22 protein-coding genes are annotated in these 25,951 nt (G+C 69.9%); 13 read left to right on the top strand and 9 right to left on the bottom strand.

Annotated elements, in window-relative coordinates; genetic code table 11:
• Positions 1-8 precede the first annotated feature (8 nt).
• From EZ313_RS10855 to EZ313_RS10845, 3 genes are all read left to right on the top strand, one after another.
• Entirely contained in the window at positions 9-533 is a 525-nt protein-coding gene (locus tag EZ313_RS10855; protein WP_135263167.1) for a GNAT family N-acetyltransferase, read from the top strand.
• Positions 534-569: 36 nt separating this feature from the next.
• Entirely contained in the window at positions 570-947 is a 378-nt protein-coding gene (locus EZ313_RS10850) for a thioredoxin family protein (protein WP_135263166.1), read from the top strand.
• A 163-nt stretch (positions 948-1,110) separates the two neighbouring features.
• Positions 1,111-1,326, top strand: coding sequence for a KGG domain-containing protein (locus EZ313_RS10845; protein WP_135263165.1), 216 nt, complete (start codon positions 1,111-1,113; stop codon positions 1,324-1,326).
• Positions 1,327-1,473: 147 nt separating this feature from the next.
• On the opposite strand, the gene EZ313_RS10840 is transcribed toward EZ313_RS10845, so the two are convergent.
• The 3 genes from EZ313_RS10840 to mdeB form a co-directional block, all read right to left on the bottom strand.
• Positions 1,474-1,980 carry a CBS domain-containing protein gene (locus EZ313_RS10840; protein ID WP_135263164.1) on the bottom strand — a complete coding sequence of 169 codons (507 nt, stop codon included), beginning with the start codon at positions 1,978-1,980 and terminating at the stop codon, positions 1,474-1,476.
• A 147-nt stretch (positions 1,981-2,127) separates the two neighbouring features.
• Entirely contained in the window at positions 2,128-2,964 is an 837-nt protein-coding gene (locus EZ313_RS10835) for a creatininase family protein (RefSeq protein ID WP_135263163.1), read from the bottom strand.
• A gap of 10 nt (positions 2,965-2,974) precedes the next feature.
• The gene (gene mdeB / locus EZ313_RS10830) at positions 2,975-5,587 is read right to left on the bottom strand and encodes an alpha-ketoglutarate dehydrogenase (protein WP_135263162.1); all 2,613 of its coding nucleotides are present in this window, start codon (positions 5,585-5,587) and stop codon (positions 2,975-2,977) included.
• Positions 5,588-5,693: 106 nt separating this feature from the next.
• On the opposite strand from mdeB, the gene EZ313_RS10825 reads away from it, so the two are divergent.
• Positions 5,694-6,173 (top strand): Lrp/AsnC family transcriptional regulator, encoded by a 480-nt coding sequence (locus EZ313_RS10825; protein ID WP_135263161.1) that lies wholly within the window; start codon positions 5,694-5,696, stop codon positions 6,171-6,173.
• On the top strand, positions 6,170-6,763 hold the full coding sequence (locus EZ313_RS10820; protein WP_135263160.1) for a class I SAM-dependent methyltransferase: 594 nt from the start codon (positions 6,170-6,172) through the stop codon (positions 6,761-6,763). Before EZ313_RS10825 ends, EZ313_RS10820 begins: the two co-directional genes overlap by 4 nt.
• Positions 6,764-6,779: 16 nt before the next feature.
• Here EZ313_RS10820 and EZ313_RS10815 read toward each other — a convergent pair whose 3' ends face one another.
• Together EZ313_RS10815 and EZ313_RS10810 are read right to left on the bottom strand one after the other, a co-directional pair.
• Positions 6,780-7,316 carry a hypothetical protein gene (locus tag EZ313_RS10815; RefSeq protein ID WP_135263159.1) on the bottom strand — a complete coding sequence of 179 codons (537 nt, stop codon included), beginning with the start codon at positions 7,314-7,316 and terminating at the stop codon, positions 6,780-6,782.
• 162 nt (positions 7,317-7,478) lie between these two features.
• On the bottom strand, positions 7,479-8,507 hold the full coding sequence (locus EZ313_RS10810; protein WP_135263158.1) for a GlxA family transcriptional regulator: 1,029 nt from the start codon (positions 8,505-8,507) through the stop codon (positions 7,479-7,481).
• Between the two features lie 144 nt (positions 8,508-8,651).
• Here EZ313_RS10810 and EZ313_RS10805 point away from each other — a divergent pair, with 144 nt between their 5' ends.
• The 3 genes from EZ313_RS10805 to ftsH all read left to right on the top strand — a co-directional run bounded on the left by EZ313_RS10805 (position 8,652) and on the right by ftsH (position 12,560).
• The gene (locus EZ313_RS10805; RefSeq protein WP_135263157.1) at positions 8,652-9,740 is read left to right on the top strand and encodes a class I SAM-dependent methyltransferase; all 1,089 of its coding nucleotides are present in this window, start codon (positions 8,652-8,654) and stop codon (positions 9,738-9,740) included.
• 225 nt (positions 9,741-9,965) lie between these two features.
• Positions 9,966-10,448 carry a TrbL/VirB6 family protein gene (locus EZ313_RS10800; RefSeq protein WP_135263156.1) on the top strand — a complete coding sequence of 161 codons (483 nt, stop codon included), beginning with the start codon at positions 9,966-9,968 and terminating at the stop codon, positions 10,446-10,448.
• A gap of 96 nt (positions 10,449-10,544) precedes the next feature.
• Positions 10,545-12,560 (top strand): ATP-dependent zinc metalloprotease FtsH, encoded by a 2,016-nt coding sequence (gene ftsH, locus EZ313_RS10795; protein WP_135263155.1) that lies wholly within the window; start codon positions 10,545-10,547, stop codon positions 12,558-12,560.
• A gap of 534 nt (positions 12,561-13,094) precedes the next feature.
• On the opposite strand, the gene iaaH is transcribed toward ftsH, so the two are convergent.
• Both iaaH and EZ313_RS10785 read right to left on the bottom strand, forming a co-directional pair.
• Positions 13,095-14,621 carry an indoleacetamide hydrolase gene (iaaH, locus tag EZ313_RS10790; RefSeq protein WP_135263154.1) on the bottom strand — a complete coding sequence of 509 codons (1,527 nt, stop codon included), beginning with the start codon at positions 14,619-14,621 and terminating at the stop codon, positions 13,095-13,097.
• 103 nt (positions 14,622-14,724) lie between these two features.
• Positions 14,725-16,068, bottom strand: coding sequence for a PQQ-dependent sugar dehydrogenase (locus tag EZ313_RS10785; protein ID WP_135263153.1), 1,344 nt, complete (start codon positions 16,066-16,068; stop codon positions 14,725-14,727).
• Positions 16,069-16,114: 46 nt separating this feature from the next.
• On the opposite strand from EZ313_RS10785, the gene EZ313_RS10780 reads away from it, so the two are divergent.
• The 3 genes from EZ313_RS10780 (at position 16,115) to EZ313_RS10770 (ending at position 19,689) form a co-directional block, all read left to right on the top strand.
• Entirely contained in the window at positions 16,115-16,861 is a 747-nt protein-coding gene (locus tag EZ313_RS10780) for an alanyl-tRNA editing protein (RefSeq protein ID WP_135263152.1), read from the top strand.
• 69 nt (positions 16,862-16,930) lie between these two features.
• Positions 16,931-19,054 (top strand): protein-disulfide reductase DsbD family protein, encoded by a 2,124-nt coding sequence (locus tag EZ313_RS10775; RefSeq protein WP_135263641.1) that lies wholly within the window; start codon positions 16,931-16,933, stop codon positions 19,052-19,054.
• An 11-nt stretch (positions 19,055-19,065) separates the two neighbouring features.
• Positions 19,066-19,689 carry a thioredoxin family protein gene (locus EZ313_RS10770; protein WP_135263151.1) on the top strand — a complete coding sequence of 208 codons (624 nt, stop codon included), beginning with the start codon at positions 19,066-19,068 and terminating at the stop codon, positions 19,687-19,689.
• 23 nt (positions 19,690-19,712) lie between these two features.
• On the opposite strand, the gene EZ313_RS10765 is transcribed toward EZ313_RS10770, so the two are convergent.
• Together EZ313_RS10765 and EZ313_RS10760 are read right to left on the bottom strand one after the other, a co-directional pair.
• Positions 19,713-21,254 carry a PAS domain-containing hybrid sensor histidine kinase/response regulator gene (locus EZ313_RS10765; RefSeq protein WP_135263150.1) on the bottom strand — a complete coding sequence of 514 codons (1,542 nt, stop codon included), beginning with the start codon at positions 21,252-21,254 and terminating at the stop codon, positions 19,713-19,715.
• Complete coding sequence (locus EZ313_RS10760) at positions 21,251-23,656, bottom strand: cellulase family glycosylhydrolase (RefSeq protein ID WP_240788586.1); 2,406 nt, start codon at positions 23,654-23,656, stop codon at positions 21,251-21,253. Before EZ313_RS10760 ends, EZ313_RS10765 begins: the two co-directional genes overlap by 4 nt.
• Before the next feature lie 104 nt (positions 23,657-23,760).
• Between EZ313_RS10760 and EZ313_RS10755 the strand changes: the two genes are divergently transcribed.
• Positions 23,761-24,252, top strand: a complete 492-nt coding sequence (locus EZ313_RS10755) for a CoA-binding protein (protein ID WP_135263149.1) — start codon at positions 23,761-23,763, stop codon at positions 24,250-24,252.
• A gap of 173 nt (positions 24,253-24,425) precedes the next feature.
• Positions 24,426-25,748 carry an O-acetylhomoserine aminocarboxypropyltransferase/cysteine synthase family protein gene (locus EZ313_RS10750; RefSeq protein ID WP_135263148.1) on the top strand — a complete coding sequence of 441 codons (1,323 nt, stop codon included), beginning with the start codon at positions 24,426-24,428 and terminating at the stop codon, positions 25,746-25,748.
• Positions 25,749-25,951: the final 203 nt, after the last annotated feature.

The following is a 25,951-nucleotide window of genomic DNA, read 5'->3' as shown; positions in this document are numbered from 1 at the left end:
GGTTCCGCATGGACGACATCCCGGTGCGCCGTGTGGCGCCGCACGAAGCGCACGCCTGCATCGAAGGGCTCGCCGATGTGCTGGTCGATTGCGTCGAAGGCGGCGCCTCCATCGGTTTCATGCTGCCGATCGCCCGCGAAACGGCGCTCGCTTTCTGGCGCCGCGTGGCGGACGCCGTGCAGCGCGGCGATCGCGTGCTGCTGGTCGCGCAGCGCGCGGACGGCCGCATCGTCGGCACCGTGCAGCTCATCCTCGACCTGCCGGAGAACCAGCCGCACCGCGCGGACTTGGTCAAGATGCAGGTGCACCGCAGCGTGCGCGGCCGCGGCGTCGCGCAGCGGCTTCTGGAAGCGGCGGAACGCGAGGCCGTGCGCGAAGGCCGCCGCGTGCTGGTGCTCGACGCCGTCACCGGCGGCGATGCATGGCGGCTCTATCAACGCTGCGGCTGGCAGCGCGTGGGCGACGTGCCCGACTACGCGCTGATGCCCGACGGTCCGCCGTGCTCGACCACGTTCTTCTACAAGCACCTCTGACGCGCCGCGCACGGACCGGTTGATAGACTGGCCCGGATGACCAGCGCGCCGTCCTCCCCGCCCGTTCCCACCTGGCAGGTCATCTGCCTGTGCGCCGCATGGTGCGGCGTCTGCCGCGAATGGGACGAAGTGTTCGAGGCGCTCGGCCATGTGTTCCCCGAGGCGAGCCTGGCCTGGGTCGATGTCGAGGACGAAGCCGACGCGCTCGGTGACGTCGACATCGAAACGTTTCCGACGCTGCTGGTCGCGCACGACGGGCGGGCATGCTTCTTCGGCCCGGTCCAACCCTCGCAGTCGCAGGTCGCGCGCCTCCTCGACAGCCTGCTCGAGGACCCTCACGCGGTGCGTTCCGTGCCTGCGGAAGCGCACCCGCTGCTGCATCGGCTGCAACCGCTCGTGCTCCCAAAACGCTAGCAGCCGATACAGGCTTTGTCGGGATGTAACCCAGCAAGGCCAAGTCCTACAGCGCTCGCCACAAGGACCTGACGAGAGGGTCTCTTCTTTGCACGCCCAATCCCGTCCATGGTGGGCGCTTCGCCCCCATGCATCACACCCCAAGCTTTTTCAGGAGTACCAGATGGCATCGAACAATCAAGGCAACACGGGCGGCAAGTCGAACCGAGGCTTTGCTTCCATGGACCCCGAGCGCCAGCGCCAGATCGCCAGCGAGGGCGGCAAGGCCGCCCACGAGAAGGGCACGGCCCACGAATTCACGTCCGAGGAAGCCCGTGAAGCCGGTCGCAAGGGCGGCCAGGCCCGCAGCGCGAACCGCAAGAAGGCTTCGACGCAGTAACGTCGATGGCGTGAACGCGCCCGCCCGCCGTGCGAAACGGCACCAAGGGAAAGGCCGCCCCGGGGCGGCCTTTTTCGTGCGCGATCGCGGTCGGGCTCAGGCGCCGCCGACGAGGAGCGTCGTGCGGCGCCGGCGGCGGCTCAGCCGTCAGGTCTGCTTCTGCTGCTTGCTTCCCTTGGAGCCTTGCTTCTGCGAACCCTGCTCCTGCGACGCCTGCTGCCGATCGGGCTCGGCCGGCGAGGAGATGTCGCCCAGCGACATCGCCACGTCTTCCTCGTCCTCGGGGCTCTTGGCCGCAATGTCGCCGATGGACAGGATGCCCACCAGCTTGTCCTGGCCGTCCACCACCGGCATGCGCCGGATCTGCGCGTTGGCCATCTCGCTGAGCACTTCGTCCACGTCGTCGTCCTGGCGCGCGGTGCGCACGTGGCCGCTCATCACGTCCGTCAGCTTGCAGGTCTTCGGATCGGCGTCGCGCGCGAGGCCGCGCACCACGATGTCGCGGTCGGTCACCACGCCGCACAGGCGATCGCCTTCGCACACCGGCACCACGCCGACATTGAGTTCATCCATCACCTTGGCCGCGTCGGCCAGCGTGTCCTGGGGGCTCATGGTCCGCGGGTTGCGGGTCATGACGTCTGCTACGGTTGCCATGGGGTCACTCCTGGAGTTCGCCGGCTCGATGCCGGCATGCCCAATCTAGGCTTGCCCCGCGCGAAAGCCATCGGCGCTCTCGCAAGCGGTCGTAGGACGTGAATGACGGTCGCGCTCAGCGGCCGAGCTGCGGGCCGGGAGCGCCGCTCAGCGGGGGAATTCCGGCCGCGGCACAAGGGTGGACAGCGGCACCTGGGCGACCTCCTGCAGCAGCAGCGCGAGCTGGCGACCGGCGGCTTCGACGACCGCGCGGCCCTTGTCCGCGGTGGCCAGCGTGGCATTGCCGGCCGCGCCCAGCGGGTTGTAGTCCTGCATCTGCCAGCCCAGCTTGGCGCTGCTGCCGTTGCCCAGGATCGGAAACTTCTCCGCCCGCTCCTGCGAGCTGGACTTGAAGTCGCGCGCGTGCGCCATGTCCACGAGCTGCGGCCGCAGCGCCAGCATCATCGACGTCTCGATGTCGCCGGCATGGATGCCGAAGCGGTGCTCCTCGCGCGAGAACAACAGGTCGACCGCATCGCCCAGCGGCAGGTGGAACCAGTTGACCGAGAACACCATCAGCTCGCAGCGGGTGCGCAGCTCGCGCGCGACGATGTCCATCACGCTCACCTGGCCGCCGTGCGAGTTGAAGAGCACCAGCTTGCGCACCCCGGCGCGCGCGACGGATTCGCCGATGTCGGTCCACAGCCGGATGATGGTCTCGGCCGAGAGCGTGAGCGTGCCCGGAAAGCGGATGTGCTCGTTGCTCTTGCCCACCTGCTGCGTCGGCAGGAACAGCACCGGCAGGTCCGCCGGCAGGTGCGGCAGGCCGGCTTGCACGATTCCGTCGACCAGCGTCGCGTCCACGCCCAAGGGCAGGTGCGGGCCATGCTGCTCGATCGCCGCGACCGGCAGCACCGCCACCACCTGCTCGATGGCGCCGCCCGCCTGCAGCTGCGCGAAGTCTCGCGTGGTGAGGTCGGCCCAGAAGCGGGATTTCAGGCTCATGGGCCCGATGTTAGTGGAGGCAGTGCCGCACCGCGGCCGCGATGTGCGCGGCATCCACCCCGAAGAAGGCGCGCAACGCCGCGCGCGTGTCGCTGCGGCCGAAGCCGTCGGTGCCGAGCGCGAGGTAGCGGCGGCCGGCCGGCAGGTACGCGCGGATCGATTCCGGCACGGCTCGCACGTAGTCGGTGGCCGCAACGATCGGTGCCTTGCCCTCGCCCAGCATGCGATGCAGCCACGGTGTCGTGTGCTCCTCGCCGCGCATCGCCCGCTGCTCGCAATGCAGGCCGTCGCGCGACAGCTCGCTCCAGCTCGTGATGCTGAACACCTCGCAGGCGATGCCTTCGTCGGCGAGTTGCCGCGCGGCCTTGAGCACCTCGGTGAGGATCGCGCCGGAGCCGAGCAGCGTGGCCTTGGGCTTGCCCTTTCCAAACGCCGCGAAGCGGTAGCCGCCGCGCACCACGCCCTCGCGCGCCTCGGCCGGCAGGTCGGGCTGGGCGTAGTTCTCGTTCATCAGCGTCAGGTAGTAGAAGACGTCCTGCCGGTCGATGAGCATCTCGCGCATGCCGTGGTCCAGGATGAGCGCCATCTCGCCCGCGAAGGCGGGGTCCCAGGCCTTGCAATTGGGAATCGTGGCGGCTACCAGGTGGCTGCTACCGTCCTGGTGCTGCAGCCCTTCACCGCCCAGCGTCGTGCGGCCCGAGGTCGCGCCCAGCAGGAAGCCGCGCGCGCGCTGGTCGGCGGCGGCCCAGATCGCATCGCCCACGCGCTGGAAACCGAACATCGAGTAGTAGATGTAGAACGGCAGCATCGGCACGCCGTGCACGCTGTAGCTGGTGGCCGCGGCCGTCCAGCTGGCGATGGCGCCGGCCTCGCTGATGCCCTCTTCCAGGATCTGGCCATCGAGCGCTTCGCGGTAGGACAGCACCGAGCCGATGTCCTCCGGCTCGTATTTCTGCCCCACGCTGGAATAGATGCCCACCTGCTTGAACAGGTTGGCCATGCCGAAGGTGCGCGCCTCGTCGGCGACGATCGGCACGATGCGCGGCCCGAGCTCGCGGTCCTTCAGCAGATTGCCCAGCAGCCGCACGAACGCCATCGTGGTCGACATCTCCTTGCCGCCGGCGTTCACCGCGAACTGCGCGTAGGTCTCCAGCGCCGGCACCGGCAGCTCGGGCGCCTGCGACTCACGCCGCGGCAGATAGCCGCCGAGTGCCTGGCGTCGCTCGTGCAGGTAGCGCATCTCGGCGCTGTCGTCGGCCGGTTTGAAGAACGCCAGGCTGGTCGCCTGCTGATCCGACAGCGGCAGGTTGAACCGGTTGCGGAATTCCAGCAGCGCCGCCTCGTCGAGCTTCTTCTGGCTGTGCGTGGTCATCTTCCCCTGCCCAGCGCTGCCCATGCCATAGCCCTTCTTGGTGTGGGCCAGGATCACGACCGGCTGGCCGCTGTTGTGCCGTGCCGCCGCGTCGTAGGCTGCGTGGATCTTCACCAGGTCGTGGCCGCCGCGCTTCAGGCGGTCGATCTGCTCGTCGGTCATGCCCTGCGCGAGCCGCGCGAGCTCCTGGTCCTGGCCGAAGAAGTTGTCGCGGTTGAAGCGGCCGTCCTTGGCCGCGAAGGTCTGCATCTGGCCGTCGACCGTGTGGGCGAACGCGCGCACCAGCGCGCCGGTGACATCGCGTGCGAAGAGGCCGTCCCAGTCGCTGCCCCACAGCAGCTTGATGACGTGCCAGCCGGCGCCGCGGAACAGCTTCTCCAGTTCGTCGACGATGCGGCCGTTGCCGCGCACCGGACCGTCCAGCCGCTGCAGGTTGCAATTGACCACCCACACCAGGTTGTCCAGCTTCTCGCGCGAAGCCAGCGTCAGCGCGCTCATGCTCTCGGGCTCGTCCATCTCGCCGTCGCCGAACACGCCCCACACCTTGCGGCCGTCGCAGTCGAGCAGCCCGCGGTGCGTGAGGTAGCGCATGAAGCGCGCGTGGTAGATCGAGCTGATCGGCCCGATGCCCATCGAGCCGGTCGGGAACTGCCAGAAATCGGGCATCAGCCACGGATGCGGATAGCTGGAGAGCCCGCGCGCGTCGCGCTGCGGTGCCGTGATCTCCTGGCGGTAGTGCGCGAGGTCGTTCTCGGACAGGCGACCTTCGAGGAACGCCCGCGCGTAGACCCCCGGCGCGCTGTGCGGCTGGAAGAACACCAGGTCACCGCCGTGCTGCTCGTTCCTCGCGCGGAAGAAGTGGTTGAAGCCGACTTCGAACAGGTCGGCCGCGCTCGCATAGCTGGCGATGTGCCCGCCCAGCTCGCCATAGGCCATGTTGGCGCGCGCCACCATCGCCAACGCGTTCCAGCGCATCAGCGAGGCCAGCCGCTCCTCGATCGCCAGGTCCCCGGGAAAGGCCGGCTGCTGCTCGACCGGGATCGTGTTGACGTAGGGCGTGACCAGCTCGGGCGACCAGCCCACCTGCGGCGCGCGCGCCATCGTGGCCAGCTGGTCGAGGATGAAACGGGCGCGCTCGGGCCCTTCGCTCGCCACCAGCGCGGCGAACGCCTCGCGCCATTCGGCGGTTTCGCCGGGGTCGACGTCGGCGCCCGGGGTGAGCAGGAAGCGGGTGATGCTCTGGTCGGTCATGCGGACCACTGTAGGCCGTGCGCGGCCGAATGGGGTGTCGAAGTGGCTTTCCCGGCTGAGTCTCGCGGCATAAAATGCCGCGCAACCCCGCTAGGAGAAGCAGAAGATGCAACTCGACGCCGTCGACCTGCGGATCCTCGCCCAGCTGCAGCAGGACGGCTCGCTGACCAACGTGGAGCTCGCGCGCCGGGTCCACCTGTCGCCCTCGCCCTGCCTGGCCCGCGTGAAGGCCCTGGAAGCCGCCGGCGTGATCCGCCAGTACGTTGCGCTCGCTGACCCGAAGGCCGTGGGCCTGGGCCTGAACGTCTTCATCAACATCAGCCTCAAGGAGCAATCGCGCGAATCGCTGGCCGAGTTCGAGCGCCGCATCGCCGAGCACGACGAGGTGATGGAGTGCTACCTGATGACGGGCGACAGCGATTACCTGATTCGCGTGGCCGTCGCCGACATCGCGGCGCTGGAGCGCTTCATCCTCAACCAGCTCACGCCGATCCCGGGCATCGAGAAGATCCGCTCCTCCTTCGCGCTCAAGCAGGTGCGCTACAAGACCGCGCTGCCGCTGCCGGCGGGAGGGGCCGCGCGATGAGCGCCGGGCAGGACCGCTGGATGCAGCGCTGGCTGCCGCAGCTGCGAGCGGCGGCGGATGGACGCGCGGTGCTCGAGCTCGGGTGCGACACCGGCGGGGACACGGCCTGGCTGCTGGAGCAGGGCTTCGACGTGGTCGCCACCGACATCGCGTTCGATGCGCTCAGGTCCTGCGCGATCGCCGCGTCGCGCGCGCAACTCGTGCGGCACGACCTGCGCACGCCGCAGCCCTTCGCGGATGCGGCATTCGGCGTCGTCATCGCCAGCCTGTGCCTCCACTACTTCGATTGGGCCACGACGGAGCGCGCCGTGTCCGAAGTGCGCCGCTGCCTGCGTCCCGGCGGCCTGCTGCTATGCCGCCTCAACTCCGTGCGCGACGTGAACCACGGCGCGAACGAAGGCGACGAGATCGAACCCGGCCTGCGCCGCGTCCACGGCGACTTCAGCGAGGAGAAACGCTTCTTCGAACGCGCGGACCTCGAGCGGCTGTTCGCGCCCGCCGCATGGGACCGGGTCTCGTGCGAGGAGCGGACAATCGCGCGGTACGCCCAGCCCAAGGTTGCCTGGGAACTGGTGCTGCGCCGGCGCTGAAGCCGCGCGACAGCCGTCAGGCCGTGCTTCGCAGGTCTTCGAGAACGCGGGCCTCGGCCCTCTCGATGAAGGCGTGCACCGTCATGCCGCCGCGCGCGGCTTCAGGCTCGCTCCAGCCATAGGCCGATCGAACTTCGGGCACGAAGGCCGGCAGCGAATCGAGCGCCGGCTCCGTGATGCCCAGCCCGGTCCACTGCAGCGAGAGCGCCTGCTTCTCGGCGTCGAACAGGCGCTCGCGGGCGGCGAGCAGCTCGTCCTGCCGTTGCTCGGCGATGAGATGACCGCCGAGCCCGATCACCAGGAACACGAAAGCGAGTCCGTTCGCTTCGATGAAGAAGTCCTGCAGGAACGCCGCCAGTGCCAGCCCGAGCAGCGCCAGCGACGCCCAGCGCCAGCGCGCCGCAGCGCGCAGCTTCGGCCCGCAGATCTGCGCCTCGTCGCGCGCCAGGCGTTCGCCTTCGGCGACCAGCGCCCGCAAGGTTTCGACCCGGCGCAGCGCCTCGCCGTGAAACTCCGGTGGAAGTTGATGCACGAGCAGCGTCTCGGGAGCCATGGTGTCCTCCAGGCCGTGAAGTAATTCCACGATACGCGGCTGGCTCAGCCTTTGGGGCTCGGGAAAGGGTTATCCCGGCATTCTTTCGAGCGCGACAGCGGTGCTGTTCAGCAGCGAAGCGCCTGTTCAGCTGCGCGTTGATGGCTTCGATGGACCGCGCATTCAGCCGCGCGCGAACTCCGGGATGCGAAACCGCTTGCGGTACGCGCCGGGGGCCATGCCGGTGGTGCGCCGGAACAGCCGGCGGAAGAACGCGGGGTCCTCGTACCCCACGCGCCAGCTGATCTCGTCCACCGGCGCTTCCGTGCGCTCCAGCCGCCGCTTGGCGTCCTCGATGCGCAACCGCTGCACGTAGGCGATGGGCGAAAGGCCGGTGGCCGCGGTGAAGCGCCGCTTGAACGTGCGCTCCGCGAGCCTGGAGCGCTTGATCATCTCGTCGACCGGGTTCGCGACGGAGAAGTGCCTGGCCAGCCATTGCTGCGCGCTCTGGATCTCGCCGTCGCCGTGGTCGGTGTGCCCCTCGAACACGATGAAGGGCGCCAAGCCGTCCTGGTGCCACTGCAGCGCGAACATGCGCGCGACCTCCTGCGCCACGGTGGCGCCCGCGTGCCGGGCCATGAGGTAGAGCACCAGGTCGTGCCAGGTGGTCGACGCGCCGGAGCACACCAGCTCCTCGCGGCGGCCCGAGATCACGAGCACGCGGTCCGGATGGATGGGCACTTGCGGATAGAGCGCCTGGAAGTCCCGGGCGTACCAGAAGTGCACCGTCGCATCCTTGCCGTCGAAGAGGCCCGTCTCCGCCAGCAGGAAGATGCCCGAGCACGCGGAGCACAGCATCGCGCCGCCCTCGTGCATGCGGCGCAGCCAGTCCACCAGGCGCGGGTAGCGGCCCTTGCGCCAGCCTTGGGGCGGCAGCACCACCGAAGGCACGATGACGATGTCGGTCACCGCCAGCTCATCCACGCTGCGGCGCACCTCGAACGGCACGCCGCTCGCCAGCGTCATCGGCCCTTTCGCCTCGCCGACCACCTCGACGCGGAAGGGCGGCGCGTCCTTCGCACCGATGCCCAGCAAGCTGGGGCCGTGCAGTACGTCGAAGATGCCGGCCAGCGTGGAGACCGACGCTTCGGGCAGCGCGAGCAGGCTCACGTGCAGCGAGCCGGAAGTCGCGGGCGGTGCGGTTGTGCTCATGGCTTTCGGGCCGAAAAGGATAGCGCCGAGCGAGTGCGACCGGCATGGCACGAAAAGCCCGGTCCCGGGCGATTCCGCCCCTGTCGGCAGCGGGCCGCGGCCGGAATCATCGAGTCCATCGCAACCCACCTCGAAGACCGCTCCATGGACGCCTCCACCACCTCCTCCGCTTCCACCGCCACCGGCGAAGACGCACTGATGGCCTTCGCGATGCGCACCATCAACGACATCGCCGCCGGCTACACCGGCGTGATGGTCAGCCTGGGCAGCAAGCTCGGCCTGTACAAGGCGATGGCGGCCGCCGGTCCGCTGAGCGCGCGCGAGATCGCGCAGCGTGCGAGCTGCGCCGAGCGCTACGTGCGCGAATGGCTCAATTCGCAGGTCGCCTGCGGCTACGTCGGCTACCACGCGGTGAGCGGGACGTACGAGCTCTCGCCCGCGCAGGCCCAGGTGCTGGCCGACGAGGACAGCCCGTTCTACATCCCGAACGCCTGGAACGTGCCCGCGTCGATGTGGTTCGACGAGCCCAAGGCGCTGCACGCCTTCCGCACCGGCGAGGGCGTCGCCTGGGACGAGCACGACGCACGCATGTCCTGCGGCGTCGCGGCCTTCTATCGCAACGGCTACCGCGCGAGCCTGGTGCAGGAGTGGCTGCCCGCCCTCGACGGCGTGGTGCAGCAGCTCCAAAGCGGCATCGACGTCGCCGACGTGGGCTGCGGCCACGGCCACTCCACGCTGCTGATGGCGAAGGCCTTTCCCGCTTCCCGCTTCCACGGCTTCGACACGCACACCTCTTCGATCCTCGAGGCTCGGAAGCTGGCGCAGCAGGCCGGCGTGGGCGAGCGAGTGCGCTTCGAGCTCGCGCGCGCCACGGACTACCCCGATCGCCAGTACGGCCTGATCTGCTACTTCGACGTGCTGCACGACCTGGGCGATCCCGTCGCCGCCGCCCGCCATGCGGCCCACACGCTCGCACCCGGTGGCACCGTGCTGCTGGTCGAGCCGTTCGCGAACGACCGGGTCGAGGACAACCAGGGCACGGTGGGCCAGCTGTACTACTCGGCTTCCACCATGATCTGCTGCGCCCACGCGATCAGCGAAGGAGGCCACCTGGTGCTGGGCGCGCAAGCGGGCCCGGCGCGGTTGCAGGAGGTGTTCCGCAAGGCCGGGTTCACGCATTTCCGGTGCGCCGCGCAGACTCCCTTCAACCTCATCTTCGAGGTGCGACGGTGACGTTGCGCCTGTTGATGGAACTCTGGATCGCGCTGTCGGCCGCGGGGCTGGCGGCGTCGGCCGGGATGATCGCGATCGCCTGGTCCGATCCACGCGGCGCGGCCACGGATGGGCCCCCCAGCACGCGCAGACGCCCGACACGCTCTTGCTGAAGGGTCCGACAGCCCGGGCGTTGGATCGCGCGTCTGATGAAAGCATCCGAACTGCTTTCTGCGAGGACCTGCCATGAAACTTTCACCGATCCTGATCGCCACCGCCGTCGCCTTTGGCGGAACCGCAATGGCCCAGAGCCGCGACTACGACAAGCGCAGCAGCGGCACCGAGCGTTCCGCGAGCGCCCGCCAGGCGGACGAAAAACCGGGCGTGGTCGACAAGACCAAGCGCGGCGCCCAGCGCGCGGCCGAAGCCACGAAGAGCGGTGCCAAGAAGGCCGCCACCGCGACGGGCAACGTCGCGCGCAAGGGCGCAGATACCGTGCGCAACACCGGCGAGGCCATCGCACGCAAGCTGCCGCCGGCGCCGGGTTCTGCGCAGGCGCAGCGTCCGCCGGGCCCCGATGCGGGCGGCACCATGGCGATGGGCGCCGGCCCCGCGGGTTCGGCGCGCTCGGCGGGCACGACCACCGCGAGCGCGTCGGACGATGGCGATCGCCGCCAGCGCATGGACGACGCCTACGCCAACTGGCGCCGCCAGCAGGGCCAGCGCTGAGCCACTCGAAGCCTCGCGTGACGGGCGGCGCTGCCCGGCGCGCAGTCGCGCCCCCGGCTGACGCTCAGCCGGGGCGCGACTGCGCATGATCTGCTCATGAACGGTTCGCAGACGCCCGCTCGTCCTCCGCCTCCGCTGTCCGGCCGCGGCTCGCCGCTGAGCCGGATGCCGCCGCGCAAGTCGCTGGCGCTGTTCGCGTTCATCTTCCTCATCAACTACCTGTTGATGCGGTTCCTGTTCCCGGGCGAGCAGCCCGTGACGGTGCCGTACACCGAGTTCCGGCAGCAGGTCGCCGCCGGCAACGTCATCGCGCTCTACAGCCGCGGCACCACCATCGAGGGGCGCTTTCGCAATGCCGTCACCTGGCCGACGCCGGAAGAGGTCAAGCAGGCCGGCCAGCCGCCGCGGCCCACGCCGCTGGACCGCCGCCTGCTGCCGCCGCCGAAGACCTCCTCCCACTTCAACACCGAGCTGCCGGCCTTCTTCGACCGCGACCTCGAGGACTTCCTGATCAACAACAAGGTCGAGATCAGCGCGGTGCCGATCCAGCAGGGCGGCCTGTGGACCACGCTGCTGTACTTCGGCCCGGCGCTGCTGATCATCGGCTTCTATGTCTGGATGTACCGCCGCGCGGCGCAGGGAGGCGGCATGGGGGGCGGCGGCGTGTTCGGCATCGGCCGCAGCAAGGCCAAGCGCTACGACGCCACCGACCCGTCGCTGCGCGTGACGTTCAACGACGTGGCCGGCATCGACGAGGCCGAGGCCGAGCTGGTGGAGATCGTCGATTTCCTCAAGGCCCCGGACAAGTACACGCGCCTGGGCGGCACCGCGCCCAAGGGCGTGCTGCTGATCGGCGCGCCCGGCACCGGCAAGACGCTGCTGGCCAAGGCGGTTGCGGGCGAAGCGGGCGTGCCGTTCTTCTCGATGAGCGCGGCGGAGTTCGTCGAGATGATCGTGGGCGTGGGCGCCGCGCGCGTGCGCGACCTGTTCAAGCAGGCGCGAGAGAGTGCGCCGGCCATCATCTTCATCGACGAGATCGACGCCATCGGCCGCGCGCGCGGCGGCGTGATGGTCGGCGGCGGCCACAGCGAGCAGGAGCAGACGCTGCAGCAGATCCTCACCGAGATGGACGGCTTCACCGGGCGCGAGGGGATCATCGTGCTCGCGGCGACCAACACGCCCGACGTGCTCGATCGCGCGCTGCTGCGGCCCGGCCGCTTCGACCGGCGCGTGGTGGTGAACCTGCCCGACAAGGCGGGGCGCGAGGCGATCCTCAAGGTGCACGTGCGCAAGACGCCGCTCGCGGCCGACGTGCGGCTGGAGGAACTGGCGCAGGCGACGCCCGGCTTTTCAGGCGCCGACCTGAAGAACCTGGTGAACGAGGCCGCGCTGCTGGCCGCGCGCCGCAGCGAGGCCGCGGTGACGCACAAGGACTTCCTCGATGCGCTGGAGAAGATCGTGCTCGGCCCCGAGCGGCCGCTGCTGCTCACATTGCAGGACCGCGAGCGCATTGCGTATCACGAGGGCGGCCACGCGATCCTGGGGCTCGTGGTGCCGGGCGCGGACCCGGTGCACCGCGTGAGCATCGTGCCGCGCGGACAGGCGTTGGGCGTGACCTACCAGCGGCCGCAGACCGATCGCTACAACTACCCCGAAGCGTACCTGCGCGCACGCATCATCGGCATGCTCGGCGGCCGTGCCGCCGAGGAGGTGGTGTACGGCACCAAGACCACCGGCGCGGAGAACGACATCGAACAGGCCACCCAGCTCGCGCGCAACATGGTCACGCGCTGGGGCATGAGCGAGGCGGTCGGCATGGTGCAGCTCGCGCCGCGCGAGAACCATTTCCTCGGCGCGCCGGGCGGCTTCGGTGGCGAGAAGCCGTTCAGCGAGCAGACCGCGGCGTTGATCGATGCGGAGGTGCAGCGGATCATCCATGGGTGCCATGAAGAGGCCAAGCGCTTGCTGCGCGAGCATCGGCGGGCGCTCGACGGGCTGGTCTCGGCGTTGTTGAACAAGGAGACGTTGTCGGAGGAGGAGATCCTCCAGGCGACGGGATTGCCGCCGGCGCCGCAGCTGGAGGGGGCACCGATCAGGGAGAAGACGGTTTGAGTCGGGCTGTGCGGGGCGGCGGCAGGCGAGACCCCGACCGGCAGCAGCTCTCGACCGAGCGTCCGGCGTGCCCCCACCCCAACCCTCCCCCGGAAGGGGAGGGAGCAAGAGGGACGCGCCGTCTTTCTCCCTCTTAGCACCCGCACACTGTTCCCACGCGGCAGGCGGTGCCTGGCCCGGGCGATTTTGGGACGAGCGGGGCTGCAGCGGCCCGGCCGACGCGAGCCCTCGCGATGCGAGGGCGAAGTCCGTTTGAACCTCTGACTCGCGGGCGGTGTCCGAACAGAGAGAGCGCCGCAGGCGCTCTCTCTGTGAGTTCGACCGCGGGAGGCCGGGCCGCGGAAAGCTCCGCGCGTCCACGTGCGAGCTGCAAGCGAGCACGCGGACCGGCACAGCATGAGCCCGGGCCAGGCACCGCCTGCCGCGAGGGCGCGGTGCTCAAGTCCAGCGAATGAGCAGCATGCACATCAAGCAGGGCGTGTGCCCTCACCCCAGCCCTCTCCCAGAGGGAGAGGGAGCAGAACCCTGGACCGATCAGCGCGCCGGCGGCGGCACCCGTCCGAGCAGCTGCTCGATCGCCATCCCGATCGCCACCAGCCGGCGGTCGCTGTTCACCGGCCCATCGAGCTCCAGCCCCACCGGCAAGCGGCTCGTCGCGCCCATCGCCATCGGCAGCTGGATGCCCGGCACGCCCGCGTTGCTGCCGGGGTCCGTGTTCTGGATCATGAGCAGGAAGTTCTCCAGGCTGCTCGCCTCCGGAGTCGCGGGCATCGCGACGCGTGGCGTGGTGGGGAACACCAGTGCATCGAGCCGCTGCGCCGCGAACGTCTCGGCGTAGAGGCGCGCGAGTGCCGGCCGGTGCGTTTCCATCGCCGCCTTGTACGGACCGGCCGCGTCCACCACACCACCCGCGGGATTCGGCAGCTTGCGCGGCAGCACCAGGCCGTCAAAGGTGCCCTTGACGTCCGGGCTCACGATGCCGGCCGCGAGTTGCTGGATGGTCAAGCCCGTGTTCCAGCGCGCGAGGTAGCCGACCAGGTCGTCATGCGCCTCGTACAGCGCGAGCGGAAAACCGACGGCGCCGCTGAGCTGCTCCAGCTGCGGCATCGGCACTTCCACCAGCGTCACGCCGGCGCCGCGCAGCTTCGCCGTCGTCGCTTCCCAGGCCGCGCGCGTGTCGGCATCGAGGTTGGCGAGCATGGAGCGGACGATGCCCAGTCGAACGGTGTTCAGCGGCACGGGCGCGGCCGGCGTGCCGCCGGCGATCACGCGGTCCATCAGCTCCACGTCGCGCATCGAGAGCGCCATCGGCCCCGCGGTGTCGCGCGTGTGCGAGATCGGCGCCATGCCGGTTTGCGGATAGCGGCCCACCGTCGGCCGCAGCGACGCGCAGCCGTTGAACGCGCAGGGGATGCGCACCGAGCCGCCGGTGTCCGTGCCCAGGCCGGCCGGCGCCATGCGCGCGCCGAGCGCCGCGCCGGTGCCCGACGAGGAACCGCCCGCGGCCCGTGACGGGTCGTAAGCGTTGCGCACACCGGGCGGCGTGCCGGGCGCGCTGTAGGCGGGGTTGAATCCGCTGATGCCGAAGGCCAGCTCGTGCATGTTCGTCTTGCCCAGCACGATCGCGCCCGCTTCGCGCAGGCGGGCGAGCACGGGCGCATCCGCGGCCGGGACGAAGTTGCGCAGCGCCGGCGTGCCCGCGGTCGAGGGCAGGCCTGCGGCATGGATGTTGTCCTTGACGACGATGGGCACGCCCTGCAGCGGCAGGCAAGGGCCGCCCGCGGCACGCCGCTGATCCGCCGCGCGTGCCGCGGCGATCGCGCCGTTCGCATCGAGCGTGACGAACGCATTGAGCTGCGGACGCGCCTGCGCGCGCGCCAGGTAAGCGCGAACCAGCGATTCGCTGGTGAACTGCCCCGCGCACAGGCGCGCGGCGGCGTCGGTCGCGGTGAGGGCGTCGATGTCGGGCGCAACCTGTCGCGCGGACTGCGGACCGGCGCAACCGGCCAGCACCAGTGCGGCGGGCAACGCGCAGCGGGCGAAGCGGCGGAAGTGGCTCATCGGTTCTTCTCCTGGTGGCGGACCGGCGTTCATCTTCGTCCGCCGCGCGGCTCGGCGTCTCTCGGCGAAAACGCTGACAGGCGCGTTCACGGATGCGTTCGCGTCAGCGGATGGGCGCGACGCGCCACACCGCATTGCCGACGTCGTCGGCCACCAGCAGCGCCCCCTTCGCATCCAGCTCGACACCGACCGGCCGTCCCCACGCGTTCCCGTCCGGGCTCACGAATCCGGTGAGCACATCGACGGGCTCGCCCGACGGCCGGCCGTTCGCGAACGGCACGAACACGACCTTGTAGCCCGACAGCGGCCGGCGGTTCCACGAGCCATGCAGCCCGATGAACGCGCCGTTGGCGAAAGCCGCCGGCATGCGCGCGTCGGAGAACGCGAGCCCGAGCGGCGCCACATGGTTGCCCAGGGCGTAGTCGGGCCGGATCGAGCGCGCGACTAGGTCGGGCCGCGGCGGCTCCACGCGCTTGTCGACCTTGTCGCCCCAGTAGCTCCAGGGCCAGCCGTAGAAACCGCCGTCGCGCACCGAGGTCAGGTAATCCGGGACCAGGTCGCTGCCGAGCTCGTCGCGCTCGTTCACCACGGTCCAGAGCACGCCCGTGGCCGGTTCCCACGCGAGGCCATTCGGATTGCGCAGGCCGCTCGCGAAGAGACGCTTGTTGCCGGTCGGCAGATCCACCTCCCAGATCGCTGCGCGCCCTTCCTCGATCTCCATGCCGTGCTCGGCGACGTTGCTGTTGGAGCCCACGGTCGCATAGAGGCGGCGGCCATCGCGCGCGGGCAGGATGTTCTTGGTCCAGTGGTGGTTGCGGCCGGACGGCAGGTCGGTGACCTTCACACCGGGGACGGTGATGCGGGTCTGTCCCGCGGAGAAGGGGAAGCGCACGACCGCGTCGGCGTTCGCGACATACAGCTGGTTGCCCACCAGCGCCATGCCGAATGGCGAATGCAGCCCCTCGAGCAGCACCGTCTTCATTTCGGCGACGCCGTCGCCATCCGCATCTCGCAGCAAGGTGATGCGATCCGCGCTGGGCACGCCGGCGCCCGCGCGCTTCATCACCTGCTTCATGATGATCTTCTGCAGCCAGGCCTTGACGCCGCCCTGCTCCTGCGCGTCCTCCGGCGGCTGCGGCTTGTTCGACTCCGCCACCAGCACGTCGCCATTGGGCAGCACGTGCAGCCAGCGCGGATGCGAAAGGCCCGTGGCCAGAGGCGTCACCCGGAAGCCCGCGGCCGCCTGCGGCTGCCGGCCCGTGGGCCAGCCCTGGGCGGGCGCGATGTTCACCGTGGGGATCACGCTGGTGCGCGGCGTGGGCAGCTGCGGCGAAGGGCCCACGGTGCTGCTGTCGGGCAGCTGGGCCATGTCGCTGCAGGCCGCCAGCAGCGCGGCCGCCAGGAGCGGAAGGGTCAGGCGTTTCATGCCGCCCAGTTTGGTGTTCATGTCCCCTTGCTGCAAGCTGATAGCCCAAACCGCGACAATCCGGGTCATGACCGACGAACTCTTCCGTTCCGACGGCTACCTGCGCGAGTGCGAGGCCACGGTGCAGTCCGTCTCCGCTCACGGCCTGGTGCTCGATCGCACGGTGTTCTATCCGCTCGGTGGCGGCCAGGCGGGCGACAGCGGCGTGCTGCTGCTGGATGACGGCCGCATGCTCGCGATCGCGGACACGCGCAAGGCCAAGGACGACCAGGGCCAGCCCACGGCGGGCATCTGGCACGTGCCGGCTGCGGGCCAGGAGGAATTGCTGGCCGGCCTGCGTGCGGGCCAGCGCGTCACGGCGCGCATCGACTGGGACCGCCGCCATCGCCTGATGCGTTTCCACACCACGACGCACCTGCTGTGCCACTTGGTGCCGCAGCTCGTCAATGGCTGCTCGATCACGCCGGACTACGCTCGCCTGGACTTCAACATGACGGATGCGCTCGAGAAGGAGCAGCTCACCGAAGGCATCGCACGCCTGGTGGCCGCGGCGCATCCGGTGGCGGTGGGCTCGATCACGGACGAGGAGCTCGACTCCAACCCGGCGCTGGTCAAGAGCATGTCGGTGCAGCCGCCGCGCGGCACGGGCCGCATCCGCACCATCCGCGTGGGCGGCGGCGAGCTGATCGATTACCAGCCCTGCGGCGGGACCCACGTGGCCAACACCTCCGAGATCGGCCCTGTGGTCGTCACCAAGATCGAGAAGAAATCGGCCACGACGCGCCGCGTGGTGCTCGGCTTCGCCGCAACCTGAACCGGAACTTCCCGCGCAGCGCCGCGCTCCGACACCACCATGACCGTCTTCCTGCGCCTCCTGTTCTCCATGCTGCTGCTGGCGCTGGGCGCAGCGGCGCAGGCGCAGGGGCTCGCCAAGCCGGTGGTCACCACCGAGCGGGTGCGCGCCGAGTTGCTGGCGCACGCGCCGGAGGGAGTCGCGCCCGGCAAGCCGGTCTGGCTGGGACTGCAGATCGCGCACCAGCCCGAGTGGCACACGTACTGGAAGAACCCCGGCGACTCGGGCCTGCCCACGCAGCTGGAGTGGAAGCTGCCGGCCGGCCTGCTGGCGGGTGAGATCCAGTGGCCGGTGCCGGTCAAGATCCCGATCGGCACGCTGGCCAACTACGGCTACGAAGGCACGGTGCTGCTGCCGGTGCCGCTGGAGGTCGCGCCGGACTTCAAGCCTTCTCCTCTTGCGCAGGAGATCGACGTCCGGCTGAAGGCCAGCTGGCTGGTCTGCCGCAAGGAGTGCATCCCGGAGGAAGGCGAGTTCGCGATCAAGCTGCCGATCCGCGGCAGCACCGCCGGCCATGCGCAGGCGTTCGAGGCGGCGTTCGCGGCGCAGCCGCGGCCGGTGATCACGACGCGGGGGGAATACATCCCGAACAGCACGGCCCAGGTCGCGGATGGCGCGCTGGACATCCGCGTGCAGGGCCTGCCCGTCTCGGCGCGCGGCAAGAAGCTGGAGTTCTTCCCCGAGACGCCGGAGGTGATCGAGACCGCCGGCGCCTGGACGCAGGAGTGGAAGGGCGCGGTGTGGACCGCGCGGGTGCCGCTGTCGGCGCAGCGCAGCGCGAGCCCCGACGTCATGCCTGTCGTGGTGGCCGCTGGCCGCGAAGGCTGGCGCGCCGAACTCAAGGTGGCGGGCACCTGGCCGAAGGCGGCCGCGCCCGCCACGGTGTCGCCGGCCTTGGAACAAGCACTGCGCAACAACGCCGCGAACACCGCCGCACCGGCCAAGCCCGGCATCGGCCTGCTTGCGGCGTTGGCGGGCGCGCTGCTCGGCGGCCTGATCCTCAACCTGATGCCCTGCGTGTTTCCGGTGCTCGCGATCAAGATGGTGGGCTTCGCCTCGCATTCGGGCGACATGCGCGCGCGGCGCGTGAGCGGCCTGGCGTACACCGCCGGCGTGGTGCTGTCGTTCCTGGCGCTGGGCGGGGTGATGCTGGCGCTGCGCGCAGCGGGCGAACAGCTCGGCTGGGGATTCCAGCTGCAGTCGCCGCTGGTGATCGCCGCCCTGGCGGCGCTCTTCACGCTGATCGCGCTCAACCTGTCCGGCGTGTTCGGGTTCGGCGCGCTGCTGCCTTCGTCGGTGGCTTCGATGGAGATGAAGCATCCGATCAGCAATGCGTTCCTCTCCGGCGTGCTCGCCGTCGCCATTGCGTCGCCCTGCACCGCTCCCTTCATGGGCGCGTCGCTCGGGCTGGCGGTGACGCTGCCTGCGGTGCAGGCGCTCGCTGTGTTCGCATGCCTGGGCCTGGGCATGGCCCTGCCCTACCTGGCCGCGAGCCTCGTGCCCGCCGCTGCGCGCTGGCTGCCACGGCCCGGCGCGTGGATGGACGTGTTCCGCAAGCTGATGGCGTTCCCGATGTTCGCCACGGTCGCGTGGCTGGTGTGGGTGCTGGGCCAGCAGAGCGGCATCGATGGCGCGGGCGCGCTGCTCGCGCTGCTCGTGGCCATGAGCCTGCTGGTGTGGACGCTCACGCTGCGCGGACGTGCACGCGTGGCGCTGTCGGGCATCGCGGCGCTCGGCCTCGCGGCGCTGGCCTGGGCCGCGGTGCCGGAACTGGTGCAACCGCCGGCTCCCTCGCAGCAGGCGGCGCGTGCCGACACCGGCTGGCAGCCCTGGTCGCAGGCCAAGGTCGAGCAGTACGTCGCCGCGGGCCAGCCGGTGTTCGTCGACTTCACCGCCGCCTGGTGCGTCACCTGCCAGTACAACAAGAAGACCACGCTGGCCGACCGGCAGGTGATCGACGGCCTCAAGCGCCACAACGTCGCCCTGCTGCGCGCCGACTGGACGCGGCGCGACCCGGCCATCACCGCGGCGCTCTCGTCGCTCGGCCGCAGCGGCGTGCCCGTCTACGTGTTCTACAAGAAAGGCAGCCCGCCGGTGGTGCTGTCCGAGGTCCTGGGAGTGGAGGAAGTCCTGTCCGTCGTTTCGCAACTGTGAAAGGAGCCCCCATGCTGCGCCGTCCCTTCATCGCCGCCTGCTCGTTCGCGGCGCTCGCGCCGTTCCTCGCGGCCGTGCACGCCGCGCCCGCCGTCGGCCAGCCCGCGCCCGACTTCACGCTCACCGATGCGGCCGGCAAGCCCGTCAAGCTTTCGCAGTTCCGCGGCAAGCACGTGGTGCTGGAATGGACCAACCCCGGCTGTCCGTACGTGAAGAAGCACTACGACAGCGGCAACATGCCGGCGACGCAGAAGGAAGCGATGGACCAGGGCGTGGTGTGGCTCTCCATCAATTCGACGGAAAAGGGCGCCTACGACTACCTGGAGCCGTCCAAGGTCGTGGCCTGGCAGAAGGAGCGCAAAGCCGCTCCGACCCATCTGCTGGCGGACGAGGAAGGCACGGTCGGCCGCGCCTACGGTGCGCGCACCACGCCGCACATGTACATCGTCGATCCGCAGGGGCGCCTGGTGTACGCCGGCGGCATCGACAGCATTCCCTCGAGCAACGCCGACGACATCAAGCGCGCCACCAACTACGTGAAGCAGGGTTTGGGCGAGGCTCTCGCGGGCAAGCCGATCACGGCAGCGACCACCCGGCCCTACGGCTGCTCGGTCAAGTACAAGAGCGCCGCCTGACGGAGCGCGTGCCCGCGCCCGCGCTAGGTTTGCAGCGGGCCGGCAGATGCTGCCGCCGGCGCGCGGCGCGGCATGCCGAAGAAGCGCCGCACCACGCCGAGGATGGCTTCGCCGACGATGGGCTTGATGATGTGCTCGTCGAAGCCGGCCTGGCGCACCGCCTCGCGATCGAGCTCGCTGCCGTGGCCCGTCACCGCCACCACCACCGGGCCGCCCGGATTGGTGCGCACGCGCTTGATGACCTCGTAGCCGGTGATGTCCGGCATCAGCAGGTCCAGCAGCACCATGTGCGGGTGCATCTGCTCGGCTTTCTGCAGCGCCTCGACGCCGCCATAGGCCGCCTCGACCGCGTAGCCCTCGACCAGCAGCAGGTCGCGGATCATGTTCGCGGCGTCGCGGTTGTCGTCCACCACGAGGATGCGGAACTCGCGCTGCATCGATTCGTCGCCGGGTTCGTGGTCGCCCACGCGCGTGAGCGGCAACTGCAGCTCGAACGTGGCGCCCTGCCCCGGCCCTTCGCTGCGGGCCCAGATCCGGCCGCCGTGCAATGCCATGACGGTGCGCGCCACCGCCAGCCCGATGCCGAGCCCGCCCTGCAGCACGCTGCCGGCCGGCGGCTGGTCCTGCGCGAACGCCTCGAAGATGCGCTCCAGCATCTCGCTGCGGATGCCGATGCCGCTGTCGCACACGGTGATGCGCGCATCGTCGCCATCGCGCCGCGCCCGCACCTCGATGCTGCCGCCGTCGGCGGTGTACTTGGACGCGTTGTTGACGACGTTGGACAGCGCCTGCACGACCCGTTGCGGATCGCAGAAGAGCGACACGCCGGCCTCCACTTCCACCTTCAGCTGCTGCCCGCGCGCCTGCACGAAGGGCTGGACGATCTCCAGCGCATGTTCGACAACGGCGTCCAGTCGCGTGGACTCGCGGCGCAACTCGATCTTGCCGCGGCTCAAGCGGCTGATCTGCAGCAGGTCGTCGACCAGGCGCGTCATCAGCTTGAGCTGCCGCTCCATGGTCTCCACCGCGCGGCGGCCCACCTCCTGCGAGGTGCCCACCCGCTGCACGATGCTCAGGCCCGTCAGCACGGGCGCGAGCGGGTTGCGAAGCTCGTGCGCCAGCATGGCGATGAATTCGTCCTTGCGCTGGTCGGCCTCGGCGAGCTGGTCGACCCGGTTGCGCAGCTGTTCCTCGAGGCGATGCCGCTCGGTGATGTCTCGCGTGACCTTGGCGAAACCCACCAGCTCCGAGTCGCGGTAGACCGCGGTGATCAGCACGTCGGCGAAGAAGCGGCTGCCGTCCTTGCGCAGGCGCACGCCCTGCGCGGCGTAACGGCCGTCCCTTCGCGCCTGCTCGAGGCCCTTCTCGGGCACGCCGGCGGCCCGGTCCTCGGGCGTGTAGAAGATGGAGAAGTGGCGGCCGATCAGCTCGTCCGGCCGGTAGCCCTTGATCCTTTCGACGCCGGGGTTCCAGGTGACCACCATCCCGTTCGCGTCGAGCAGGAAGATGGCGTAGTCGCGCACGGCGTCCACCAGCAGGTGGAACTGTTCGTCGTCGCTCCTCATGGCCGCTCCCGGTCCACCGCCAGCGACAGCAGGTAGCGTTCGAGCACCGCCAGCTCCGCCTCGCTCGGCCGCCCCTTGCCGGCAATCGCCCCGAACACCAGCCCGCGGAAACTGTCGCGCGGGTAGTGGTCGACGAAGCCCCAGCCGATCAGCAGCTGGTCGAAGAAGGCTTGGGGCAGCGTCGCGCCGGCCTGACCCACCGGACGCCCGTTGACGCGCAACACCTGCGCGCCCGCGCCGCTGGTCAGCGTGAGCACGAGCGGCATGCGCGGCGGCAGTGGATCGGGCGACGTCACCACGAGCGGCTGGCCGCGGCCGTCGCTCCAGCGCGCCTGCGGGCGGCCCTGCTCCAGCGCGAGTTCGCTGAACTGCCGCTGCTCGGCGCGTGAAGCCTGGAACACGACACCGGTCGCGTTGGGATTCGTCGCCGCGATGGCGACGAGGGCGAAATGGTCGTCCTGCAGGTCGTACGGCACCCGGTCGCGCGGTTTGGCCTGCACGCCGGGCTGAGGCGCGCGCTTCTTGCACCAGAGGCCCCAGGTGTCCGGCGCCGACAGGTCCATCGCCTTGCGGCCTTCGACCACGCGCAGGACCGGCGGCTTCATCGGGCCGGCGGCCGCGCCGTCGCTGTTGAGGAAGCAGAGCATCTCCATCGCGTTGCCCGGGCTGGAGCCGAAGCCGGTGTCGGCCACCGCGCGCAGCGGCTGCCCGTCCTGCGCGGGAGCGCCGCGCACGTAGTCGGTGTGGCCGTGCGCCATCTCCCACTTCGGCGCGCCGTACTTGGCCAGGAGTGCGTGCGCCGCATCGGCCAGCTGTTGTCCGGCCACCGCCGGCGGGTCGGCGAAGGAATAGACCTTGCGGGGCGGCGGCAGCTGCACGTCGCCGGCAGCGGCGTACGTGATCGTCGCGACGCCTTCGGCTTCGGTCTTGAACGTGTAGCTGTCCATGCCGTTGGCGCCGGCGGGGATCGTGAGCGTGGTCTTGTTCAAGCGGCCGCCGCGCGACGCCACCTGCAGCGTGAGGGGCTGCTCCAGCCAGCCGCGCGCGTACACCGTGATGGTGACCTCGCGACCCGCGGGCGCCCAGCCGCCGCCGTCGTCATACAGCGTCGCCTTTGCAAGTCCCGCGGCCTGCAGCATGGGCCCGGCCACGGCGGGCTCGAGCGTGCGGTGCTGGTGCCAGCCCGGCACGTGGTGGATCGGGTAGTTGCGGATCGGCCAGTGGTTGCCGTGCATCCAGCTGTAGACCTCGACGCCCTCGCGCACGGCGAAGGTGAGCGTGCGCTGGAACATCTCCTGCCAGCGCGGGTCGTCCAGCGGCATGCCGATCTCGGTCAGGGCGAGCTTGAGGTTCTTCTCGCGTGCCCAGTTCGCCGCCATGGCGAGGCGCTTCACGCCGGTGTCCAGGTCGATGGCGCGGCGGCCCAGGCCGGCGCTGAAGCCCTTGCCGACTTCGGTGTCGAAGTCGAAGGCGAAGCCATTGCTCGCCGCGTCCAGGTACAGGTGGACTTCGTAGACGAGGTTCTCGCCGGGCAGCGGAAAGCCGGGGTTCCGGCTCGCCATGGCCATGGCCGAACTCCAGGCATTGCCGGCGACGTAGATGGGCGTGCGCGCATCGATCTTGCGGATCGCCTCCACGGCCGCGCGCGCGTACGCCGGCCAGATCGCCAGGTCCTCGCCGCCGCCCTGGCTTTCCTGCACCTGCCCGGACCGCGGCATGTCGTGCGGCTCGTTCATCAGCCCATAGCCGGCCAGGCCGGGATGGTCCTTCCAGCGGCGGGCCGCGCGCGTCCAGAAATCGGTGAAGTGCGCCTGCGTCAGCGTGGCGCCCGGCGCGAGGGAGAAGATGCGTTCCTGCACGCCGCCCGGGTCGTGCGTGAAGGGGCGGTGCAGCGGCGTCGGTCCGGGCTTCAGGCCCGGCACGCTGCCGTCGGCTGCGTAGCGGAAGTCGCGGTAGCGGCAGTAGTTGTGCAGGTCGAGGATCACCTTGGCGCCGACGGCCGCGTGCGCGTCGAGCACCTCGGTGATGCACTGCGCGTACCGCGCGTGGAACTCCCCGGGCGCGCCGACCAGCGCGCGCGCCTGCGCATTCGGCTTCGCATCGTGCAGCACCGGCTGCAGCATCTCCCACAGGATCGGCAGCCGGTTCTTGCGGAAGCCCCGGTCCGCCAGCCACGCGATGTCGGCCCGGCGCGGCGGGGTGTAGTGCAGGTTGGGCGCCGTGCTGAGGGTCTTGCGGACGCCGGGCTGCGGCCATTCCATGCCCGACAGGTTGGTGCCGATGGTGAAGCCCGGCCGCGGCGGATGCGCATTGCCGTTCTCGCTCCACAGGCAGCCCGGCAGCCCCGGCACGGCGCCGGCCGCCGCCAGCTGCATGAGCGTGCGTCTCTTGATCAGTTGCATTGCTCTCGGTGCTTCCCCCAGCGCGGACCATAGGCTGAGCAGGCGCCGGGGCAGGTAGGACGGCTTCGCGTTTCGCGGCTGCAAGGCTTGCGTACACTGGCCGCATGAGCTCGATCTCGCAGCTGCGGCGCATCCTCGGCACCTGCCGCACCCTGGCCGTGGTGGGCCTGTCGCCGCAATGGCACCGGCCGAGTTTCTTCGCGGCCAAGTACATGCAGGCGCACGGCTACCGCATCGTGCCGGTCAACCCGGGCGCGCAGGAGATCCTCGGCGAGCGCTGCTATTCCAGCGTCACGGCCGCGGCGCAGGCGCTGCGCGAACAGGGCGTGCAGATCGACATGGTCGATTGCTTCCGGCGCAGCGAGGACATTCCGCCGATCGCGCAGGAGGCCATCGCGATCGGCGCCAGGTGCCTGTGGCTGCAGCTGGGTGTGGTCAACGAGCCGGTGGCCGAGCAGGCGCGGGCCGCGGGGCTGGAGGTCGTCATGGACCGCTGCGTGAAGATCGAACACGCGCGCCTCTTCGGCGGCCTGAACTGGGCGGGCGTGAACACGCGCGTGATCTCCGCGCGCCGCCCGCAGCAGCTCCCCTATTGAAGGCAGAAGGCGGACACCCTTACGCAGAAAGCGCAGAAAGCACGCTGAAAGCGCGGAAGAATTTCATGATGGGTTTGCCTTCGTTTCTGCGTCTTTCTGCGTAACCTCTGCGTTTTCTGCGTACGGGTGTCCGTTTCCCTCCAGCACTGTCCGCATCACCACCACTTCCACACATGGCACAAGACCGCGAATTCGGATTCGCCACGCGCGCCGTGCATGCCGGAGCGATCCCCGACCCGGTGACCGGCGCGCGCGCCACGCCGATCCACCAGACCACCAGCTTCGTGTTCGATTCGGCCGAGCACGCGGCGAGCCTGTTCAACCTGCAGACGTTCGGCAACGTCTACACCCGCATCAGCAATCCCACCGTGGCCGTGCTGGAGGAGCGAGTGGCCTCGCTCGAGGGCGGGCGTGCCGCGCTGGCATGCGCCACAGGCATGGCGGCGCAGATGACGGCGCTGCTGGCGATCCTGAAGGCCGGCGACCACATCGTGGCGGCGTCCACCTTGTATGGCGGCACGGTCGGCCAGCTGGGCGTGGGCTTCTCGCGTCTGGGCATCGAGACGACGTTCGTGGATCCGTCCGACCCGGACAACTTCCGCAAGGCAATCCGGCCGTCGACGCGCGCCGTGTACGGCGAGACGCTGGGCAATCCGCGCGTCAACGTGTTCGACATCGAACCGGTGGCCGCCATCGCGCACGAGCATGGCCTGCCGCTGGTGATCGACAACACGGTCGCGAGTCCCTACCTGTGCAACCCGTTCGACTTCGGCGCCGACATCGTGGTGCACAGCGCGACCAAGTACCTCGGCGGGCATGGCACCACGATGGCGGGCGTGGTCGTCGAGTCGGGCAAGTTCGACTGGGGATCGGCGCTGTCGCGCGAGAAGTTTCCGGAGATGCTCGAGCCGAGCGTGGCCTACCACGGCGTGAAGTTCTACGAGACCTTCGGCGACTTCGGCTACACGATGAAGGCGCGAATGGAGGTCAATCGCACCTTCGGCGGATCGCTGTCGCCGCTGAACGCGTGGCTGATCCTGCAAGGCATCGAGACGCTGCACCTGCGCATGCAGGCGCACTGCCGCAACGCTTTGGCGGTGGCGCGCTTCCTTTCCGAGCACCCGTTCGTGAGCTGGGTCAACTACCCGGGCCTGTCGTCCTCGCGCGACCATGCGCTGGCGAAGAAGCAGTTCCGTGCGGTCGATGGCGTGCCGGGATGTTCCGGGATCCTCACGTTCGGCATCAAGTCGCCGGATGCGGCGAAGGCGGGCGAACGGTTCATCGACGCCTGCGAGTTCGCGAGCCACCTGGCGAACATCGGCGACGCGAAGACGCTGGTGATCCATCCGGCCTCGACCACGCACCGGCAGCTGGATGAGGCGCAGCTCGAGAAGGCCGGCGTGAGCGCGGACATGGTGCGCCTGTCCGTCGGGATCGAGGAAGCGGACGACATCCTGTGGGATGTGGATCAGGCCCTGCGTCGGGCCGTGGGGTAGTTCCTTGAGTTTGCTCCCTCTCCCTCTGGGAGAGGGTTGGGGTGAGGGGACGCACCTCGGGCGCCTAATGAAGCGGTGCTTGTTTCAGGCTCGTGTAGCCCAGCCAACAACACTCCTCACACGCTGTTTCCGCCCCGGCTTTTTGTAAGCCCATCTCCGACACGCGTGCAGGCGATTCGTGCCACACCGCGCAGGTTCAATCC

Origin of the sequence: Ramlibacter henchirensis, from assembly GCF_004682015.1 — a bacterium.
Classification (GTDB): Bacteria; Pseudomonadota; Gammaproteobacteria; order Burkholderiales; family Burkholderiaceae_C; genus Ramlibacter; species Ramlibacter henchirensis.
Note: the sequence above shows the minus strand (reverse complement) of the source record. Positions and strands in the feature narration are given on the sequence as shown.

Coding starts and splice junctions, on each gene's coding strand:
- EZ313_RS10855 (WP_135263167.1), top strand. CDS start 9: ATGGACGACATCCCGGTGCGCCGTGTGGCGCCGCACGAAGCGCACGCC.
- EZ313_RS10850 (WP_135263166.1), top strand. CDS start 570: ATGACCAGCGCGCCGTCCTCCCCGCCCGTTCCCACCTGGCAGGTCATC.
- EZ313_RS10845 (WP_135263165.1), top strand. CDS start 1,111: ATGGCATCGAACAATCAAGGCAACACGGGCGGCAAGTCGAACCGAGGC.
- EZ313_RS10840 (WP_135263164.1), bottom strand. CDS start 1,980: ATGGCAACCGTAGCAGACGTCATGACCCGCAACCCGCGGACCATGAGC.
- EZ313_RS10835 (WP_135263163.1), bottom strand. CDS start 2,964: ATGAGCCTGAAATCCCGCTTCTGGGCCGACCTCACCACGCGAGACTTC.
- mdeB (WP_135263162.1), bottom strand. CDS start 5,587: ATGACCGACCAGAGCATCACCCGCTTCCTGCTCACCCCGGGCGCCGAC.
- EZ313_RS10825 (WP_135263161.1), top strand. CDS start 5,694: ATGCAACTCGACGCCGTCGACCTGCGGATCCTCGCCCAGCTGCAGCAG.
- EZ313_RS10820 (WP_135263160.1), top strand. CDS start 6,170: ATGAGCGCCGGGCAGGACCGCTGGATGCAGCGCTGGCTGCCGCAGCTG.
- EZ313_RS10815 (WP_135263159.1), bottom strand. CDS start 7,316: ATGGCTCCCGAGACGCTGCTCGTGCATCAACTTCCACCGGAGTTTCAC.
- EZ313_RS10810 (WP_135263158.1), bottom strand. CDS start 8,507: ATGAGCACAACCGCACCGCCCGCGACTTCCGGCTCGCTGCACGTGAGC.
- EZ313_RS10805 (WP_135263157.1), top strand. CDS start 8,652: ATGGACGCCTCCACCACCTCCTCCGCTTCCACCGCCACCGGCGAAGAC.
- EZ313_RS10800 (WP_135263156.1), top strand. CDS start 9,966: ATGAAACTTTCACCGATCCTGATCGCCACCGCCGTCGCCTTTGGCGGA.
- ftsH (WP_135263155.1), top strand. CDS start 10,545: ATGAACGGTTCGCAGACGCCCGCTCGTCCTCCGCCTCCGCTGTCCGGC.
- iaaH (WP_135263154.1), bottom strand. CDS start 14,621: ATGAGCCACTTCCGCCGCTTCGCCCGCTGCGCGTTGCCCGCCGCACTG.
- EZ313_RS10785 (WP_135263153.1), bottom strand. CDS start 16,068: ATGAACACCAAACTGGGCGGCATGAAACGCCTGACCCTTCCGCTCCTG.
- EZ313_RS10780 (WP_135263152.1), top strand. CDS start 16,115: ATGACCGACGAACTCTTCCGTTCCGACGGCTACCTGCGCGAGTGCGAG.
- EZ313_RS10775 (WP_135263641.1), top strand. CDS start 16,931: ATGCTGCTGCTGGCGCTGGGCGCAGCGGCGCAGGCGCAGGGGCTCGCC.
- EZ313_RS10770 (WP_135263151.1), top strand. CDS start 19,066: ATGCTGCGCCGTCCCTTCATCGCCGCCTGCTCGTTCGCGGCGCTCGCG.
- EZ313_RS10765 (WP_135263150.1), bottom strand. CDS start 21,254: ATGAGGAGCGACGACGAACAGTTCCACCTGCTGGTGGACGCCGTGCGC.
- EZ313_RS10760 (WP_240788586.1), bottom strand. CDS start 23,656: ATGCAACTGATCAAGAGACGCACGCTCATGCAGCTGGCGGCGGCCGGC.
- EZ313_RS10755 (WP_135263149.1), top strand. CDS start 23,761: ATGAGCTCGATCTCGCAGCTGCGGCGCATCCTCGGCACCTGCCGCACC.
- EZ313_RS10750 (WP_135263148.1), top strand. CDS start 24,426: ATGGCACAAGACCGCGAATTCGGATTCGCCACGCGCGCCGTGCATGCC.